The 14873-nt window shown below is 58.3% G+C and carries 9 protein-coding genes, 6 tRNA genes and 3 rRNA genes; 2 read left to right on the top strand and 16 right to left on the bottom strand.

Features of this window, described 5'->3' with window-relative positions:
- Positions 1 to 2: 2 nt before the first annotated feature.
- From rplK to tyrS, 14 genes are all read right to left on the bottom strand, one after another.
- On the bottom strand, positions 3 to 434 hold the full coding sequence (gene rplK, locus ACWHY3_RS00920; protein WP_071230696.1) for a 50S ribosomal protein L11: 432 nt from the start codon (positions 432 to 434) through the stop codon (positions 3 to 5).
- 118 nt (positions 435 to 552) lie between these two features.
- Positions 553 to 1086, bottom strand: coding sequence for a transcription termination/antitermination protein NusG (gene nusG / locus ACWHY3_RS00915; RefSeq protein WP_071230695.1), 534 nt, complete (start codon positions 1084 to 1086; stop codon positions 553 to 555).
- An 8-nt stretch (positions 1087 to 1094) separates the two neighbouring features.
- Positions 1095 to 1463 carry a preprotein translocase subunit SecE gene (gene secE / locus ACWHY3_RS00910; protein ID WP_448127383.1) on the bottom strand — a complete coding sequence of 123 codons (369 nt, stop codon included), beginning with the start codon at positions 1461 to 1463 and terminating at the stop codon, positions 1095 to 1097.
- A gap of 71 nt (positions 1464 to 1534) precedes the next feature.
- Positions 1535 to 1610: transfer RNA gene (locus tag ACWHY3_RS00905), tRNA-Trp, on the bottom strand.
- Positions 1611 to 1760: 150 nt separating this feature from the next.
- Positions 1761 to 1835 (bottom strand) — tRNA-Thr (locus ACWHY3_RS00900).
- A 20-nt stretch (positions 1836 to 1855) separates the two neighbouring features.
- Positions 1856 to 1929, bottom strand: a tRNA-Gly gene (locus tag ACWHY3_RS00895).
- 57 nt (positions 1930 to 1986) lie between these two features.
- Positions 1987 to 2070 (bottom strand) — tRNA-Tyr (locus ACWHY3_RS00890).
- 173 nt (positions 2071 to 2243) lie between these two features.
- Positions 2244 to 3224, bottom strand: coding sequence for a biotin--[acetyl-CoA-carboxylase] ligase (locus tag ACWHY3_RS00885; protein ID WP_448127382.1), 981 nt, complete (start codon positions 3222 to 3224; stop codon positions 2244 to 2246).
- Between the two features lie 172 nt (positions 3225 to 3396).
- Positions 3397 to 3511, bottom strand: a 5S ribosomal RNA gene (gene rrf, locus ACWHY3_RS00880).
- 186 nt (positions 3512 to 3697) lie between these two features.
- A 23S ribosomal RNA gene (locus ACWHY3_RS00875) occupies positions 3698 to 6683 on the bottom strand.
- Positions 6684 to 6936: 253 nt separating this feature from the next.
- A tRNA-Ala gene (locus ACWHY3_RS00870) sits at positions 6937 to 7012 on the bottom strand.
- Between the two features lie 91 nt (positions 7013 to 7103).
- Positions 7104 to 7180: transfer RNA gene (locus ACWHY3_RS00865), tRNA-Ile, on the bottom strand.
- A gap of 67 nt (positions 7181 to 7247) precedes the next feature.
- Positions 7248 to 8788, bottom strand: a 16S ribosomal RNA gene (locus ACWHY3_RS00860).
- The 16S, 23S and 5S rRNA genes sit together here with 2 tRNA genes alongside, the layout of an rRNA operon.
- Positions 8789 to 9369: 581 nt before the next feature.
- Entirely contained in the window at positions 9370 to 10569 is a 1200-nt protein-coding gene (tyrS, locus tag ACWHY3_RS00855; RefSeq protein WP_448127381.1) for a tyrosine--tRNA ligase, read from the bottom strand.
- A gap of 148 nt (positions 10570 to 10717) precedes the next feature.
- Here tyrS and ACWHY3_RS00850 point away from each other — a divergent pair, with 148 nt between their 5' ends.
- Positions 10718 to 11833, top strand: coding sequence for an anhydro-N-acetylmuramic acid kinase (locus tag ACWHY3_RS00850; RefSeq protein WP_448127380.1), 1116 nt, complete (start codon positions 10718 to 10720; stop codon positions 11831 to 11833).
- 30 nt (positions 11834 to 11863) lie between these two features.
- Here the strand turns inward: ACWHY3_RS00850 and ACWHY3_RS00845 are convergent, their stop codons facing one another.
- A complete protein-coding gene (locus ACWHY3_RS00845) occupies positions 11864 to 12997 on the bottom strand; it encodes a PilT/PilU family type 4a pilus ATPase (RefSeq protein ID WP_448127379.1) in 1134 nt (377 codons plus the stop codon).
- Positions 12998 to 13031: 34 nt separating this feature from the next.
- Positions 13032 to 14066 carry a type IV pilus twitching motility protein PilT gene (locus ACWHY3_RS00840; RefSeq protein WP_448127378.1) on the bottom strand — a complete coding sequence of 345 codons (1035 nt, stop codon included), beginning with the start codon at positions 14064 to 14066 and terminating at the stop codon, positions 13032 to 13034.
- A 40-nt stretch (positions 14067 to 14106) separates the two neighbouring features.
- Between ACWHY3_RS00840 and ACWHY3_RS00835 the strand changes: the two genes are divergently transcribed.
- The gene (locus ACWHY3_RS00835; protein WP_448128126.1) at positions 14107 to 14817 is read left to right on the top strand and encodes a YggS family pyridoxal phosphate-dependent enzyme; all 711 of its coding nucleotides are present in this window, start codon (positions 14107 to 14109) and stop codon (positions 14815 to 14817) included.
- Positions 14818 to 14873 lie beyond the last annotated feature (56 nt).

Genomic DNA, 14873 nt, shown 5'->3' with positions numbered 1-14873 from the left:
GATCAGAGGCCCTCCACGTTGAGGCCCATGCTGCGGGCACTACCAGCAATGGTACGAACAGCGGCTTCAAGATTGGCAGCCGTCAGATCCGGCTCCTTCGTCTTGGCGATCTCTTCGAGCTGCTCACGCGTCACGGTGCCGACCTTGGTCTTGTTCGGCACACCAGAACCGGATTTGATACCGGCGGCCTTCTTCAGCAGCACAGCTGCCGGCGGCGTCTTGGTGACGAAAGTGAAGCTGCGGTCGCTGTAAACCGTGATCACGACCGGCGTCGGCAAGCCCGGCTCAATTTCTTGAGTCGCGGCGTTGAACGCCTTACAGAATTCCATGATGTTGACACCGTGCTGACCCAGCGCAGGGCCCACGGGCGGACTCGGATTGGCCTTACCGGCTGCGACTTGCAGCTTGATATAGGCCTGGACTTTCTTAGCCATTTTGAACTCCAGTCGGGTACGGACGCCTTGCGGCTCCCCTATTCAGCCGGTGCATTGACCGGCAACGATAACGCAGCACCCGAAGGCGCTGCGGTAAATGCGGCTTCTTCGGCGCCGGTCAGTCCTTGACCACCTGGACAAATTCCAACTCGACCGGCGTCGAGCGCCCAAAGATCAGCACGCTGACCTGCAGGCGACTCTTTTCATAGTTCACCTCTTCTACGACGCCATTGAAGTCGGCGAAGGGACCATCGACGACACGCACGGTCTCGCCTGGCTCGAAGAGTGTCTTGGGACGTGGCTTGTCGGTGCCATCCTGAACCCGACGCAAGATCGCGTCCGCTTCTTTCTGGGTGATCGCAGCGGGCTTTTCCGGTGTACCACCGATGAAGCCCATGACACGCGGCGTTTCGTTGACCAGATGCCAAGTCTGTTCGTTCATCTCCATCTCGACCAGCACATAGCCGGGATAGAACTTGCGCTCGCTCTTGCGGCGCTTGCCGTCACGCATTTCGACGACTTCCTCGGTTGGCACCAGGATGTCACCGAACTGATCCTCGACACCGTAAAGCTTGACGCGCTCGATCAGCGAACGCATGACCTGCTTCTCAAAACCGGAATAAGCGTGAACGACGTACCAACGCTTGGACATGAAAACTCCTAGCCAATGATTCCGGACATCGCCCAACCAAGGACGGTATCGATAAGCCACAGCAACAGACCCACAACCAGGACGGCCGCCAATACGATCAACGTCGTTTGGATAGTCTCTTGTCGAGTCGGCCAGACAACGCGCTGAATTTCGCGCTTGGAGCCACGCGCAAGTTCCATCAGCGCCCGCCCCTTCGTCGTGGTCAACGCAACTGCTGCAGCGATGCCGCAAATGACGACGACGCCCAGCACGCGATACAGCAGCGCCTGATCCGCGAACCAGGCATTACCGCCGACCGCGACTGCCAGCAGCAGCACCACGACGACCCATTTAGGGATATCGTAGCGTGACTCCTGCACCTCGGCGTTGTGCTTCATGAAAACTCCTCAACTCAAGGCGCAATAACCGAACAAGACAAGGTATCAATACGAGCCAGCCTGGGGAAGACTGGCAGGCCAGGAGGGAATCGAACCCCCAACCTGCGGTTTTGGAGACCGCTGCTCTGCCAATTGAGCTACTGGCCTGCAACTACACATCCGAGAATCACCCGGAAATTAGGAGGGCGCAATGATAGCGGAGAAACGCCTGGGAAAGCAATCCCATTACCACATTTTCTTTCGCCATCAAAAAAGCGAGCCAATGCTTGCCTTCACGCATCTTTCGACAACAAAAAATGGAGCTCATGGACGGAATTGAACCGTCGACCTCACCCTTACCAAGGGTGTGCTCTACCCCTGAGCTACATGAGCTTAAATCACCATCAACAGTATGGAGCGGGTAGTGGGAATCGAACCCACACCATCAGCTTGGAAGGCTGAGGTTCTACCATTGAACTATACCCGCCTACCCGCTCTGACTCTAGTTTACCGAGACAGACCGGTAAAACTCTGTCATAAAATCTGGTGGAGAGGGAAGGATTCGAACCTTCGAAGCTTTCGCGGCAGATTTACAGTCTGCTCCCTTTGGCCACTCGGGAACCTCTCCATACCGGCGGCAGATTTTACCCTACCACTCATCAATGTCAAGCATCTGTTTTTACTACAATAACAGAGCCACACACCGATGGCCTTGCGTTCAAAGCGGGGCGCATTGTGTCAAAGGAAGGCACTCAATGCAAGCGTGAATATGCTTTTTCGACAATGGCTTTCCGTCGCGGACTACTCCTCCAGACGAATGCTGATCTCGCCTCCAGTCAGCGCCCGTTCACCGGTGTCCGTCATCACCATCAGGTTGCCCTGCCGGTCGACTTCGATCGCCGTGGCGGTATAGGACGTACTCCCCTGGTGAATACGAATGGCATGACCAGCATAAGCATGCCTACGGTTCCACTCCGCTCGCCAGGCGCTGAAGCCTTGCCGTTCGAACTCGGGCAGCATCGTCAACAAGGATTCGATTAGAGCCGCAGCGACATGATTGCGAGAGGGAAAATCGATCACGTCTGCAAGCGCACCTATAGGTTGTCCAGCGGCTTTCCGAACGGCATCATTCAGCGAGACGTTTACTCCGATACCGATGACTACCTCACAAGGCCCTTCGACGTCGCCGGTCACCTCGAGCAGGATGCCTGCGAGCTTACGCCACTCGTCGCCGATGGCGATTAGAACATCGTTGGGCCACTTCAATGCGACATTGACACCAAGTGTCTCGATAACCTCAGCCAGCACCACGCCAACGGCTAGACTCAGCCCCTCGAGCGCTGCCACGCCAGACTCGAATCGCCAACCCAGGGAGAGAATGAGGCTACCGCCCCAACTGGTACTCCAGGCCTTGCCTCGACGACCTCGACCCGCTGTCTGACTTTCGGCCAGGCAGACTTCCCCATGGCCCGCGCCATGGCGAAAGCGATCACGCAGGAAAGTATTAGTGGAGTCGAGCACATCCTCGACGAAAAGCCGCTTGAGGTGGTGCCGAGGCCCGGCAGAAAGCTGCGCAACGATGCTGGCGCCATCAATGGACTCCAGCGAGTTGACCAGGCGGTATCCGCGCCCCTTGACTGCCTCCAGTGGCAGATCCATTGCTTCCAGCTTCTTGAGCTGCTTCCAGACAGCCGTGCGCGAGACACCTAGATGTTCGCCTAGCTGCTGACCAGAGTGATAATTGCCATCGCCCAGCAGGCGTATCAGATCACCGATGCTCATGAAGGATTATTGCCCAGCGAGAAAAGCGCCATTCTAGCGAAATTCCAGCGCCACCGATAACGAGGCGGAGCCACTCCCCTCGACTGGGTAGCGACAGACCACCCCTAGGCCGATTTTGCATTGACCAATAAAGAAAAAACCCCAGCCTTTTGGGCTGGGGTTTGGGATAGATGCCTGACGATGACCTACTCTCACATGGGGAGACCCCACACTACCATCGGCGCTAAGCGGTTTCACTACTGAGTTCGGCATGGATCAGGTGGTTCCCGCTTGCTATGGTCGTCAGGCAAAACTGACGTCGGGATGCGTGGCGTGACTGCAATTTGCCATCATCCCAACCGATTCGGATCATGCTGACTGAGACACGTCTCGCCTGCCCGCTCTACGAGGCAGGGCGTATCCAGTCTGTCGGTGATCATCACCGACCGCACGCGGTACGTCTCGTACCGGTGTCGTAAACCCCTTGGGGTTATATGGTCAAGCCTCACGGGGCATTAGTACACGTTAGCTCAACGCCTTGCAGCGCTTCCACACCGTGCCTATCAACCAGCTAGTCTTGCTGGACCCTTTAGGAGACTCGAAGTCTCGGGGAGATCTCATCTTGAAGAAGGCTTCCCGCTTAGATGCTTTCAGCGGTTATCCCGTCCGCACATAGCTACCCGGCGATGCCACTGGCGTGACAACCGGAACACCAGAGGTGCGTCCACTCCGGTCCTCTCGTACTAGGAGCAGCACTTCTCAAATCTCCAACGCCCACGGCAGATAGGGACCGAACTGTCTCACGACGTTCTAAACCCAGCTCGCGTACCACTTTAAATGGCGAACAGCCATACCCTTGGGACCGACTTCAGCCCCAGGATGTGATGAGCCGACATCGAGGTGCCAAACACCGCCGTCGATGTGAACTCTTGGGCGGTATCAGCCTGTTATCCCCGGAGTACCTTTTATCCGTTGAGCGATGGCCCTTCCATACAGAACCACCGGATCACTAGAACCTACTTTCGTACCTGCTCGACGTGTCTGTCTCGCAGTTAAGCACCCTTATGCTCTTGCACTCAATGCACGATTTCCAACCGTGCTGAGGGTACCTTCGTGCTCCTCCGTTACGCTTTCGGAGGAGACCGCCCCAGTCAAACTACCCACCACACACTGTCCTCACACCGGATCACGGTGCCAAGTTAGAACGCCAATGATGCCAGGCTGGTATTTCAAGGTTGGCTCCACCGGAACTAGCGTCCCGGTTTCCAAGCCTCCCAGCTATCCTACACAAGCAACATCAGCGTCCAGTGTGAAGCTATAGTAAAGGTTCACGGGGTCTTTCCGTCTAGCCGCGGGTACACAGCATCTTCACTGCGATTTCAATTTCACTGAGTCTCGGGTGGAGACAGCGTGGCCATCATTACGCCATTCGTGCAGGTCGGAACTTACCCGACAAGGAATTTCGCTACCTTAGGACCGTTATAGTTACGGCCGCCGTTTACCGGGGCTTCGATCAAGAGCTTCGCCCGAGGGCTAACACCATCAATTAACCTTCCGGCACCGGGCAGGCGTCACACCCTATACGTCCGCTTACGCGTTAGCAGAGTGCTGTGTTTTTAATAAACAGTTGCAGCCACCTGGTATCTTCGACCGGTTCGAGCTCGGGACGCGAGGTCCTTCACCCTAAGCCGGCGCACCTTCTCCCGAAGTTACGGTGCCATTTTGCCTAGTTCCTTCACCCGAGTTCTCTCAAGCGCCTTGGGATTCTCACCCTGACCACCTGTGTCGGTTTGGGGTACGGTCGCATGTGATCTGAAGCTTAGAGGCTTTTCCTGGAAGCGTGGCATCGATGACTTCCGGACCGTAGTCCGTTCGTCTCGTCTCTCGGCCTAAAGGACCCGGATTTGCCTAAGTCCTCAGCCTACTGACTTTCACCAGGACAACCAACGCCTGGCTCACCTAGCCTTCTTCGTCCCCCCATCGCAATCACATCCGGTACGGGAATATTAACCCGTTTCCCATCGACTACGCTTTTCAGCCTCGCCTTAGGGGCCGACTCACTCTGCTCTGATTAGCATAGAACAGAAAACCTTGGTCTTCCGGCGGGGGAGTTTTTCACTCCCCTTGTCGTTACTCATGTCAGCATTCGCACTCGTGATATCTCCAGCATGCTTCTCAACACACCTTCACAGACTTACACGACGCTCCTCTACCGCGTGCCTGCATCCTTAAAACGACTCTTGCTTCCCCGTCCGGACTCGACGTTCGGAAGCGCTTGGACGTTGCTTCGCAACGTCAGCGAATCGCTTTAAGCGATGCAGGCACACCCGTAGCTTCGGCACCTGGTTTGAGCCCCGTTACATCTTCCGCGCAGGCCGACTCGACTAGTGAGCTATTACGCTTTCTTTAAAGGATGGCTGCTTCTAAGCCAACCTCCTAGCTGTCTATGCCTTCCCACATCGTTTCCCACTTAACCAGAATTTGGGGGCCTTAGCTGACGGTCTGGGTTGTTTCCCTTTTCACGACGGACGTTAGCACCCGCCGTGTGTCTCCCACGCTCTACTCACCGGTATTCGGAGTTTGCCTCGGGTTGGTAACCCGGGATGGGCCCCTAGCCGAAACAGTGCTCTACCCCCGGCGGTAATACGTGAGGCGCTACCTAAATAGCTTTCGAGGAGAACCAGCTATCTCCGAGCTTGATTAGCCTTTCACTCCGATCCACAGCTCATCCCAGCATTTTTCAACATACTTGGGTTCGGGCCTCCAATTGATGTTACTCAATCTTCACCCTGGCCATGGATAGATCGCCCGGTTTCGGGTCTATATCCAGCGACTGGTCGCCCAGTTAAGACTCGGTTTCCCTACGCCTCCCCTATACGGTTAAGCTCGCCACTGAATATAAGTCGCTGACCCATTATACAAAAGGTACGCGGTCACAGAACGAGTCTGCTCCCACTGCTTGTACGCACACGGTTTCAGGATCTATTTCACTCCCCTCTCCGGGGTTCTTTTCGCCTTTCCCTCACGGTACTGGTTCACTATCGGTCAGCCAGGAGTATTTAGCCTTGGAGGATGGTCCCCCCATGTTCAGTCAGGGTTTCACGTGCCCCGACCTACTCGATTTCACACATTCAGGTTTTCGACTACGGGGCTATCACCCACTATGGCCGGCCTTTCCAGGCGCGTTCGTCTAACCAGTCACATGCTTAAGGGCTACTCCCCGTTCGCTCGCCGCTACTGGGGGAATCTCGGTTGATTTCTTTTCCTCGGGGTACTTAGATGTTTCAGTTCTCCCGGTTCGCTTCCCAACACCTATGGATTCAGTGTGGGATACCCAGCTTATGCTGGGTGGGTTTCCCCATTCGGAAATGTCCGGGTCGCAGGTTGTTTGCCACCTCACCGAACCTTATCGCAGGCTACAACGTCCTTCATCGCCTCTGGCTGCCAAGGCATCCACCGTGTGCGCTTAATCGCTTGACCATATAACCCGAAGGAGTCTGGTCAGTGATTAATCATTCGACAATTGCCGGATACGCTTGAGACGTATCTCGTTTGTTCTTCTCTAGAGAGAAGAACTGTCAGCATGATCCAAATTGTTAAAGAGCGTTTAGAGCGATAAGCTCTAAGCTGTAAGCTTGCTGTCACGAGTGCTTCATCGTCACGTCAAGCGTATAGCTTAAAACTCATTGTCAGACTGTCGGGTTGTGCTTGTCTCTCGGTTGTCGCGAGAGAGTGGTGGAGCCTAGCGGGATCGAACCGCTGACCTCCTGCGTGCAAGGCAGGCGCTCTCCCAGCTGAGCTAAGGCCCCGATAAATGCAATTTTGTCGAAGACAAGGCGCTTTTGACCGACGTGTAGCCTGCTACACGAGGGAAAAAGCAACGCCGTATTCGGCAAAATTTGGTGGGTCTGGGCAGACTCGAACTGCCGACCTCACCCTTATCAGGGGTGCGCTCTAACCAACTGAGCTACAGACCCAAACAGTCTTGCTCTGGCCGATCAGGTAATTGATTGTGAGCGCTTGAACCACGCTAAGCTAATCGTTTAAGGAGGTGATCCAGCCGCAGGTTCCCCTACGGCTACCTTGTTACGACTTCACCCCAGTCATGAACCACACCGTGGTGATCGCTCTCCCGAAGGTTAAGCTAACCACTTCTGGTGCAGTCCACTCCCATGGTGTGACGGGCGGTGTGTACAAGGCCCGGGAACGTATTCACCGTGACATTCTGATTCACGATTACTAGCGATTCCGACTTCACGGAGTCGAGTTGCAGACTCCGATCCGGACTGAGGCCGGCTTTCTGGGATTCGCTCCACCTCGCGGTCTCGCAACCCTTTGTACCGGCCATTGTAGCACGTGTGTAGCCCTACCCGTAAGGGCCATGATGACTTGACGTCGTCCCCACCTTCCTCCGGTTTGTCACCGGCAGTCTCCTTAGAGTTCCCGACATTACTCGCTGGCAAATAAGGACAAGGGTTGCGCTCGTTACGGGACTTAACCCAACATTTCACAACACGAGCTGACGACAGCCATGCAGCACCTGTCTCAGAGTTCCCGAAGGCACGAAGGCATCTCTGCCAACTTCTCTGGATGTCAAGGGTAGGTAAGGTTCTTCGCGTTGCATCGAATTAAACCACATGCTCCACCGCTTGTGCGGGCCCCCGTCAATTCATTTGAGTTTTAACCTTGCGGCCGTACTCCCCAGGCGGTCGACTTATCGCGTTAACTGCGCCACTAAGTCCTTAAAGGTCCCAACGGCTAGTCGACATCGTTTACGGCGTGGACTACCAGGGTATCTAATCCTGTTTGCTACCCACGCTTTCGCACCTCAGTGTCAGTGTCAGGCCAGAAGGCCGCCTTCGCCACTGGTATTCCTCCCGATCTCTACGCATTTCACCGCTACACCGGGAATTCTACCTTCCTCTCCTGCACTCTAGCCTGGCCGTTCCGGATGCCGTTCCCAGGTTGAGCCCGGGGCTTTCACAACCGGCGTGCCAAGCCACCTACGCGCGCTTTACGCCCAGTAATTCCGATTAACGCTCGCACCCTCCGTATTACCGCGGCTGCTGGCACGGAGTTAGCCGGTGCTTCTTCTGCGAGTGATGTCCTTCCTCTGGGGTATTAACCCAGAGGCTTTCTTCCTCGCTGAAAGTGCTTTACAACCCGAAAGCCTTCTTCACACACGCGGCATGGCTGGATCAGGCTTTCGCCCATTGTCCAATATTCCCCACTGCTGCCTCCCGTAGGAGTCTGGGCCGTGTCTCAGTCCCAGTGTGGCTGATCATCCTCTCAGACCAGCTACGGATCGTTGCCTTGGTAAGCCGTTACCTTACCAACTAGCTAATCCGACATAGGCTCATCCGATAGCGCGAAGTCCGAAGATCCTCCGCTTTCTCCCGTAGGACGTATGCGGTATTAGCGTGGGTTTCCCCACGTTATCCCCCACTACCGGGCAGATTCCTATGCATTACTCACCCGTCCGCCGCTCGCCACCAGGGAGCAAGCTCCCCGTGCTGCCGCTCGACTTGCATGTGTTAGGCCTGCCGCCAGCGTTCAATCTGAGCCATGATCAAACTCTTCAGTTTAAAGTCTGATAGTCCTTACTTCTCTCGACCCGAAGATAGAGTGAAAAGCGGACCAAACTTGGTTCAAGGTCAAACGAATCTTGACGAGTCGCTTGCCTCGATATGTCGTGACTGGCTGTCACGCGAGAACAAGCGCCCACATCAATTACCTGATCGATTGTTAAAGAGCGCCTTACTTTGCCGTTGTCGAACCCAAGTGCTTGTCAGCGCTTGTTTTCTGGGCCGCCGTAAGGAGTGGCGTATTTTAAGGATCTTGGCGGCGATGTCAACATCTTTTTCCGTTGAATCCCGCTGGCTCCGGTCAAACTGGGTGGAGCCGATCCTTCGAAGAACTGGGAAGCGATCTTACCGGCCTCACCGCCTTGCGTCAACCGATTTCTTCAATCAAATCAAACGCTTGGCTTTCTTCTCCGCTGCCTCCGAAACCCTGTCTCGGCGGCAGCGGATGCGTACTTTACGGATCCGATGCCCGCTTGGCAAGTGTTGTTTGTCACTTTTTGTGCATTCGGTCAAAACACGGGCCGGCAAAAACGATAACGCCCGCGCGGGGCGGGCGTTTCAGCGATATAAGGCAATTCGCGTCAGCCAAGCGTGACACGGGCATACCGCTTCTTGCCCGCCTGAATCACGTAACTCTTGCCGGTTTCGAGCATGGTGTCCTTGGCGACGACTTCGCCATCCACCTTGACCCGCCCGTTGCCGAGCATGTCCTTGGCCTGGGCGCTGTTGTTGGTCAGGTTGGCGCGATTGAGCACGGCGGCAATCGGTGCCTGCGGAGCACCTTCGAAATCGACCGCCACTTCCGGCAGGTCTTCGGGCAGCTCCCCCTCCGCCAATTGGTTGCCCACGGCCTTGTGCGCATTGGCTGCCGCTTCTTCACCGTGATAACGCGCGATCAACTCTCGCGCCAATAGCATCTTGATGTCGCGCGGGTTGGCGCCTTGCTCGATATCCTGGCGGATCGACTCGACCTCTTCGTTGGACTTCAGCGACAGCAATTCGAAGTAGCGCCACATCAGGCTGTCCGGCATCGAGACCAGCTTGTTGAACATCACGCCCGGCGTGTCGTCGACACCGATGTAATTGTTCAGCGACTTGGACATCTTCTGCACGCCATCCAGCCCTTCGAGCAACGGCATGGTGATGACCACCTGCGGCTCCTGCCCGAAATGCTTCTGGATTTCGCGGCCCATCAGCAGGTTGAACTTCTGATCGGTGCCGCCCAGCTCGATATCAGCCTTCAGCGCGACCGAGTCGTACCCCTGCACCAGCGGATAGAGAAACTCGTGAATCGAGATCGACTGACCGCCGCGGTAGCGCTTCTCGAAGTCGTCGCGTTCCAGCATGCGGGCCACGGTGGATTGCGCGGAGAGCTCGATCATGTCGGCCGCCGACATCTCGCTGAACCATTCGGCGTTGAAGCGCACTTCGGTCTTGTCGGGATCGAGAATCTTGAAGACCTGCTCGCGATAGGTGTGGGCGTTGGCCTTGACCTCTTCTTCGGTGAGCGGCTTGCGGGTCACGTTCTTGCCGGTGGGATCGCCGATCCGGCCGGTGAAGTCGCCGATCAGGAAGATCACCTCATGGCCAAGGTCCTGGAACTGGCGCATCTTGGTCAACAATACGCTGTGCCCCAGATGCAGATCGGGGGCCGTGGGATCGAAGCCAGCCTTGATACGGAGCTTGCGACCGGATTCGAGCTTTTTCACCAGCTCATCTTCGATCAGAATCTCCTGCGTGCCGCGCTTGATCAGCGCCAGCGCTTCATCGACCTCGGCCATCGTATCCGTCTCCATTACCAACGCTATCGAGCTTGAAAGGCGGCAATCTTAGCATGAGTCTCTGATATTCGTTGAGCCACACCGGACCGTGCCGCGACGTCAGGTCACCGCTTCACGCCACTGCTTCACAACGACGAGGAAGAGCTTCATGTCACTGTTCGTGGGTTTGATGTCCGGCACCAGCCTGGATGGCATCGATGCGGCATTGGTAGAGATCGATGACGAGAGCGACCAACGCCCGCGATTGATCGACGCCTTGTGTCTACCGCTGGCCGCCGAACTCAGGACGGCGCTGCTCGAGTTGACCCAGGCATCGCAGGTGAGCTTCGCCGCCCTGGGAGCAGCGGAGAGTGCGTTCTGCGACCATCAGGCCGAAGCCGTGCGTCAGCTGCTGCAGCGCCACGGCCTGACACCCGATGCCATCACGGCCATCGGCAGCCACGGCCAGACCATCGAGCACGCCCCCTACGCAGATGCCCCCTTTACCTACCAGCTCGACAATCCCAGCCGCCTGGCCGAATTGACCGGTTGCCGGGTCGTTGCCGATTTCCGCCGCCGCGACATGGCGGCCGGCGGCCAGGCGGCGCCGCTCGCGCCAATCTTTCATCAGGCACTGTTTACCGACACCGTCCGTACCCGGCTGATCCTCAACCTGGGTGGCATCGCCAATCTGACGCGGTTGGGTCCTTCGGGCGCATCGCTGCCGGTCATCGGCTTCGACACGGGGCCGGCCAACCTGCTGATCGACGCCTGGCACGCCCGGCATCGAGGCGGCCCGATCGACGAAGACGGCAACTGGGCCGCCAGCGGCAACGTCGACCGCCATCTGCTCGAGCGCCTGCTGGACGAGCCGTATTTCACCGCCACACCGCCCAAGAGCACCGGGCGGGAGCTGTTTCATCTCGGCTGGGTGGAAACACGGCTATCCGGGCACGAAGCGGCGGCCGACGTCCAGGCCACGCTGGCCGAGCTGACCGCCGTCAGCGTCGCGCAGGCCGCGCATCCCTTCATCGAGCCCGATCGCACGGATCTGATCGTCTGCGGCGGCGGCGCGCGCAACCGCCATCTGATGCAGCGTCTGGCGATACATCTTCCCGGCGTCTCGATAGGCCAGTGCGATGCGTTCGGCTGGTCGGCCGACTGGCTGGAAGCCGGCGCTTTCGCGTGGCTGGCCTGGCGACGGATACAACGCCTGCCAGGCAATATGCCGGAGGTTACCGGTGCCAGCGGCCCTCGCGTTCTGGGCGGCATCTACGCGCCCTGAGCAGGTAGCGCGAAGTAAAGAGGCCGAACACTACTGATCGTCGACCAATGAAAATCGTGCGCCATCGTCCCCTCCATCCCCGAGAAGATGGCGCTCGCCATACTTGATCAGCATGCGCAGGTCATTGGCCGAATCGGCGTGGGCCAGCGCCACGCCTTCACTGATATCCCCTCGCCGGTAGAGCTCATAGAGCGCCTGATCGAAGGTCTGCATGCCCAGTTCGCGGGAGCGCCGCATCAGATCCTTCAATTCCCCCACCTCACCGCGCCGGATCAATTCGCTAATCAAGGGGGACTTGAGCAGGACCTCAGTCGCCACGCAGCGCCCGGAGCCGTCTTGACGCGGCAGCAGCCGCTGGGCGACCACGGCGCGCAGGTTGAGCGAAAGGTCCATCCCGATTTGCTCCTGCCGGGATGGCGGGAACAGGCTGAGAACGCGCTCGATCGCCTGGTCGGCGTTATTGGCATGGAAAGTGGCCAGACAGAGATGCCCGGTTTCGGCAAAGCTGAGCGCCAGCTCCATGGTATCGCGGCTTCGGATCTCGCCGATCACGATCACGTCGGGGGCCTGGCGCAGGGCGTTCTTCAGCGCGACTTCGTAGGACTCGGTATCGATTCCCACTTCCCGCTGGTTGATGATGCCGCGCTGGTGCGGGTGCATGTATTCGATGGGATCTTCGATACAGATGATATGACCGCCGACAGTCCGATTGCGGTGCTGGATCATCGATGCCAGCGTCGTCGACTTGCCGCTGCCAGTCCCGCCGACCACCAGCACCAGCCCGCGTCGGATGGACGCCAGCGTTCCCGTCACGTCCGGCAGCCCCAGCGATTCGAGATCGGGAATATCGAAAGCGATCCGCCGAACGACCATCGCCGGCTGGCTGCGCTGGAAGAACGCGCTGACACGGAATCGTCCCTTGCCGCTCAGGCTCAGGGCGAAATTGGCTTCGTGCTCCGCCTCGAACGCCTCCCGACGCCCCTGGGGCAGGGCGATGGCGACCAGCTCGCGCACCTGATCCGGCTGCAGCGGCACATCACCCAGCGCCACCAGTTTGCCATCCAGCTTCAGACACGGAGGCGCACCGGTAGAGATCAGCAGATCCGAAGCCTGCTTGGCCAGCATGATGTCGAGGAGTTGCTCAAACCATTGAGAGGGGGTCATGTCATGTCCTGATACCGAATTCCGGGGCGCGAACTCATTGATCGAGCCCGGCACGCGATTTGGCATGGGCTTCCTGGCGCGTCACCACGCCATCCGTCACCAATCGGGACAGCGCCGCATCCAGTGTCTGCATTCCCAGGCTGCCGCCCGTCTGAATCGCCGAGTACATCTGCGCGACCTTGCCTTCCCGGATCAGGTTGCGGATCGCCGAGGTGGCCACGAGAATCTCGTGGGCCGCGACACGGCCGCCGCCCTCGCGCTTGAGCAGCGTCTGCGAGATCACCCCCTGCAGAGACTCCGACAGCATCGAGCGCACCATGCCCTTCTCGTCGCCGGGGAAAACATCGATGATCCGGTCGATGGTCTTGGCCGCCGAGGTGGTGTGCAGAGTACCGAATACCAGATGCCCGGTCTCGGCCGCCGTCAACGCGAGCCGGATGGTTTCCAGATCCCGCAGCTCGCCCACCAGGATGACGTCCGGATCCTCGCGCAATGCCGACCGTAGCGCTGGCGCGAAGCCCTTGGTATCGCGATGCACCTCTCGCTGGTTGATCAGGCAGCGCTTGCTCTCGTGCACGAATTCGATCGGGTCCTCGATCGTGAGGATGTGTTCCTGGCGATTGCTGTTGATGTAGTCGATCATCGCCGCCAGCGTCGTCGACTTGCCGCTGCCGGTCGGCCCCGTCACCAGCACCAGGCCGCGCGGCAGCATCGACAACCGGCGGAAGACATCCCCCAGGCCGAGATCGTCGACTGTCATCACATTGCTGGGAATGGTGCGGAAGACCGCGCCGGCGCCGCGCCCCTGCGTGAACGCATTGACACGGAAACGCGATACGCCGGCAACTTCGAAAGAAAAGTCGGTTTCCAGTGCAGCTTCGAAGTCGCGGCGCTGACGATCGTTCATGACATCGTAGATCAGGCGACGCACCTGGCCGTCATCGAGTGCCGGCACGTTGAGACGACGCATGTCACCGTCGACCCGTATCATGGGCGGCAATCCCGCCGAAAGGTGCAGGTCGGAGGCGCCTTGCTTTGCCGAGAACGCCAGCAGTTCGGTAATATCCATGGGTTTTTATTCGATCCCCTGCGTAAGGTCTTCATACAGTATGCCAGAAGCCTCGGTGTCCGAGTCTCTCTCAAGCGCCCGCGAGCGTCTTCGAACAGCGCTGTCCGCGGCCGACCGCCCGAACGACGCCGCTCGCCTGCTTGCTGTCAGCAAAAACAAACCTGCGGACATGCTGCGTCAGGCCTATATGGCCGGTCAACGCGCCTTCGGCGAGAACTATCTGCAGGAAGCCCTCGAAAAACAGCAGGCGCTGGCCGATCTCGACGACATCGAATGGCATTTCATCGGTGCGCTGCAATCCAACAAGACCCGCGACGTGGCCGAGCATTTCGGCTGGGTGCATGGCGTCGATCGCGAGAAGATCGCGCGCCGGCTTTCCGAGCAGCGGCCTGCCGAACTGGGGGCCATCAATGTCTGTCTGCAGCTCAATGTGAGCGGCGAATCCAGCAAGTCGGGCGTCGAACTCGCTGCGCTGCCGGCACTCGCCGAGTCGCTGCTGTCGCTGCCCAACCTGCGCCTGCGCGGGCTGATGGCACTGCCTGCGCCCAGCGACGATCCGCAGCAGCAGCGCCACGCTTTTCGCCAGGTCGCCGACGCGCTGGCCGAATTGCAGCGGCGCTTCCCCGACGCGCCCCTGGACACGCTTTCAATGGGCATGAGCAACGATCTGGAAGCCGCCGTCCTGGAGGGCGCCACCATCGTTCGCCTGGGGACCGCCATCTTCGGCAGCCGCCCCCCATTCAGAAGCTGACGGTATCGATGCCCGCCTCTTCTTCAGACCGACAGGACTACTTTCAAGGACTCTGC

The sequence above is a fragment of the Salinicola sp. NYA28a genome (genome assembly GCF_976982775.1).
Note: the sequence above shows the minus strand (reverse complement) of the source record. Positions and strands in the feature narration are given on the sequence as shown.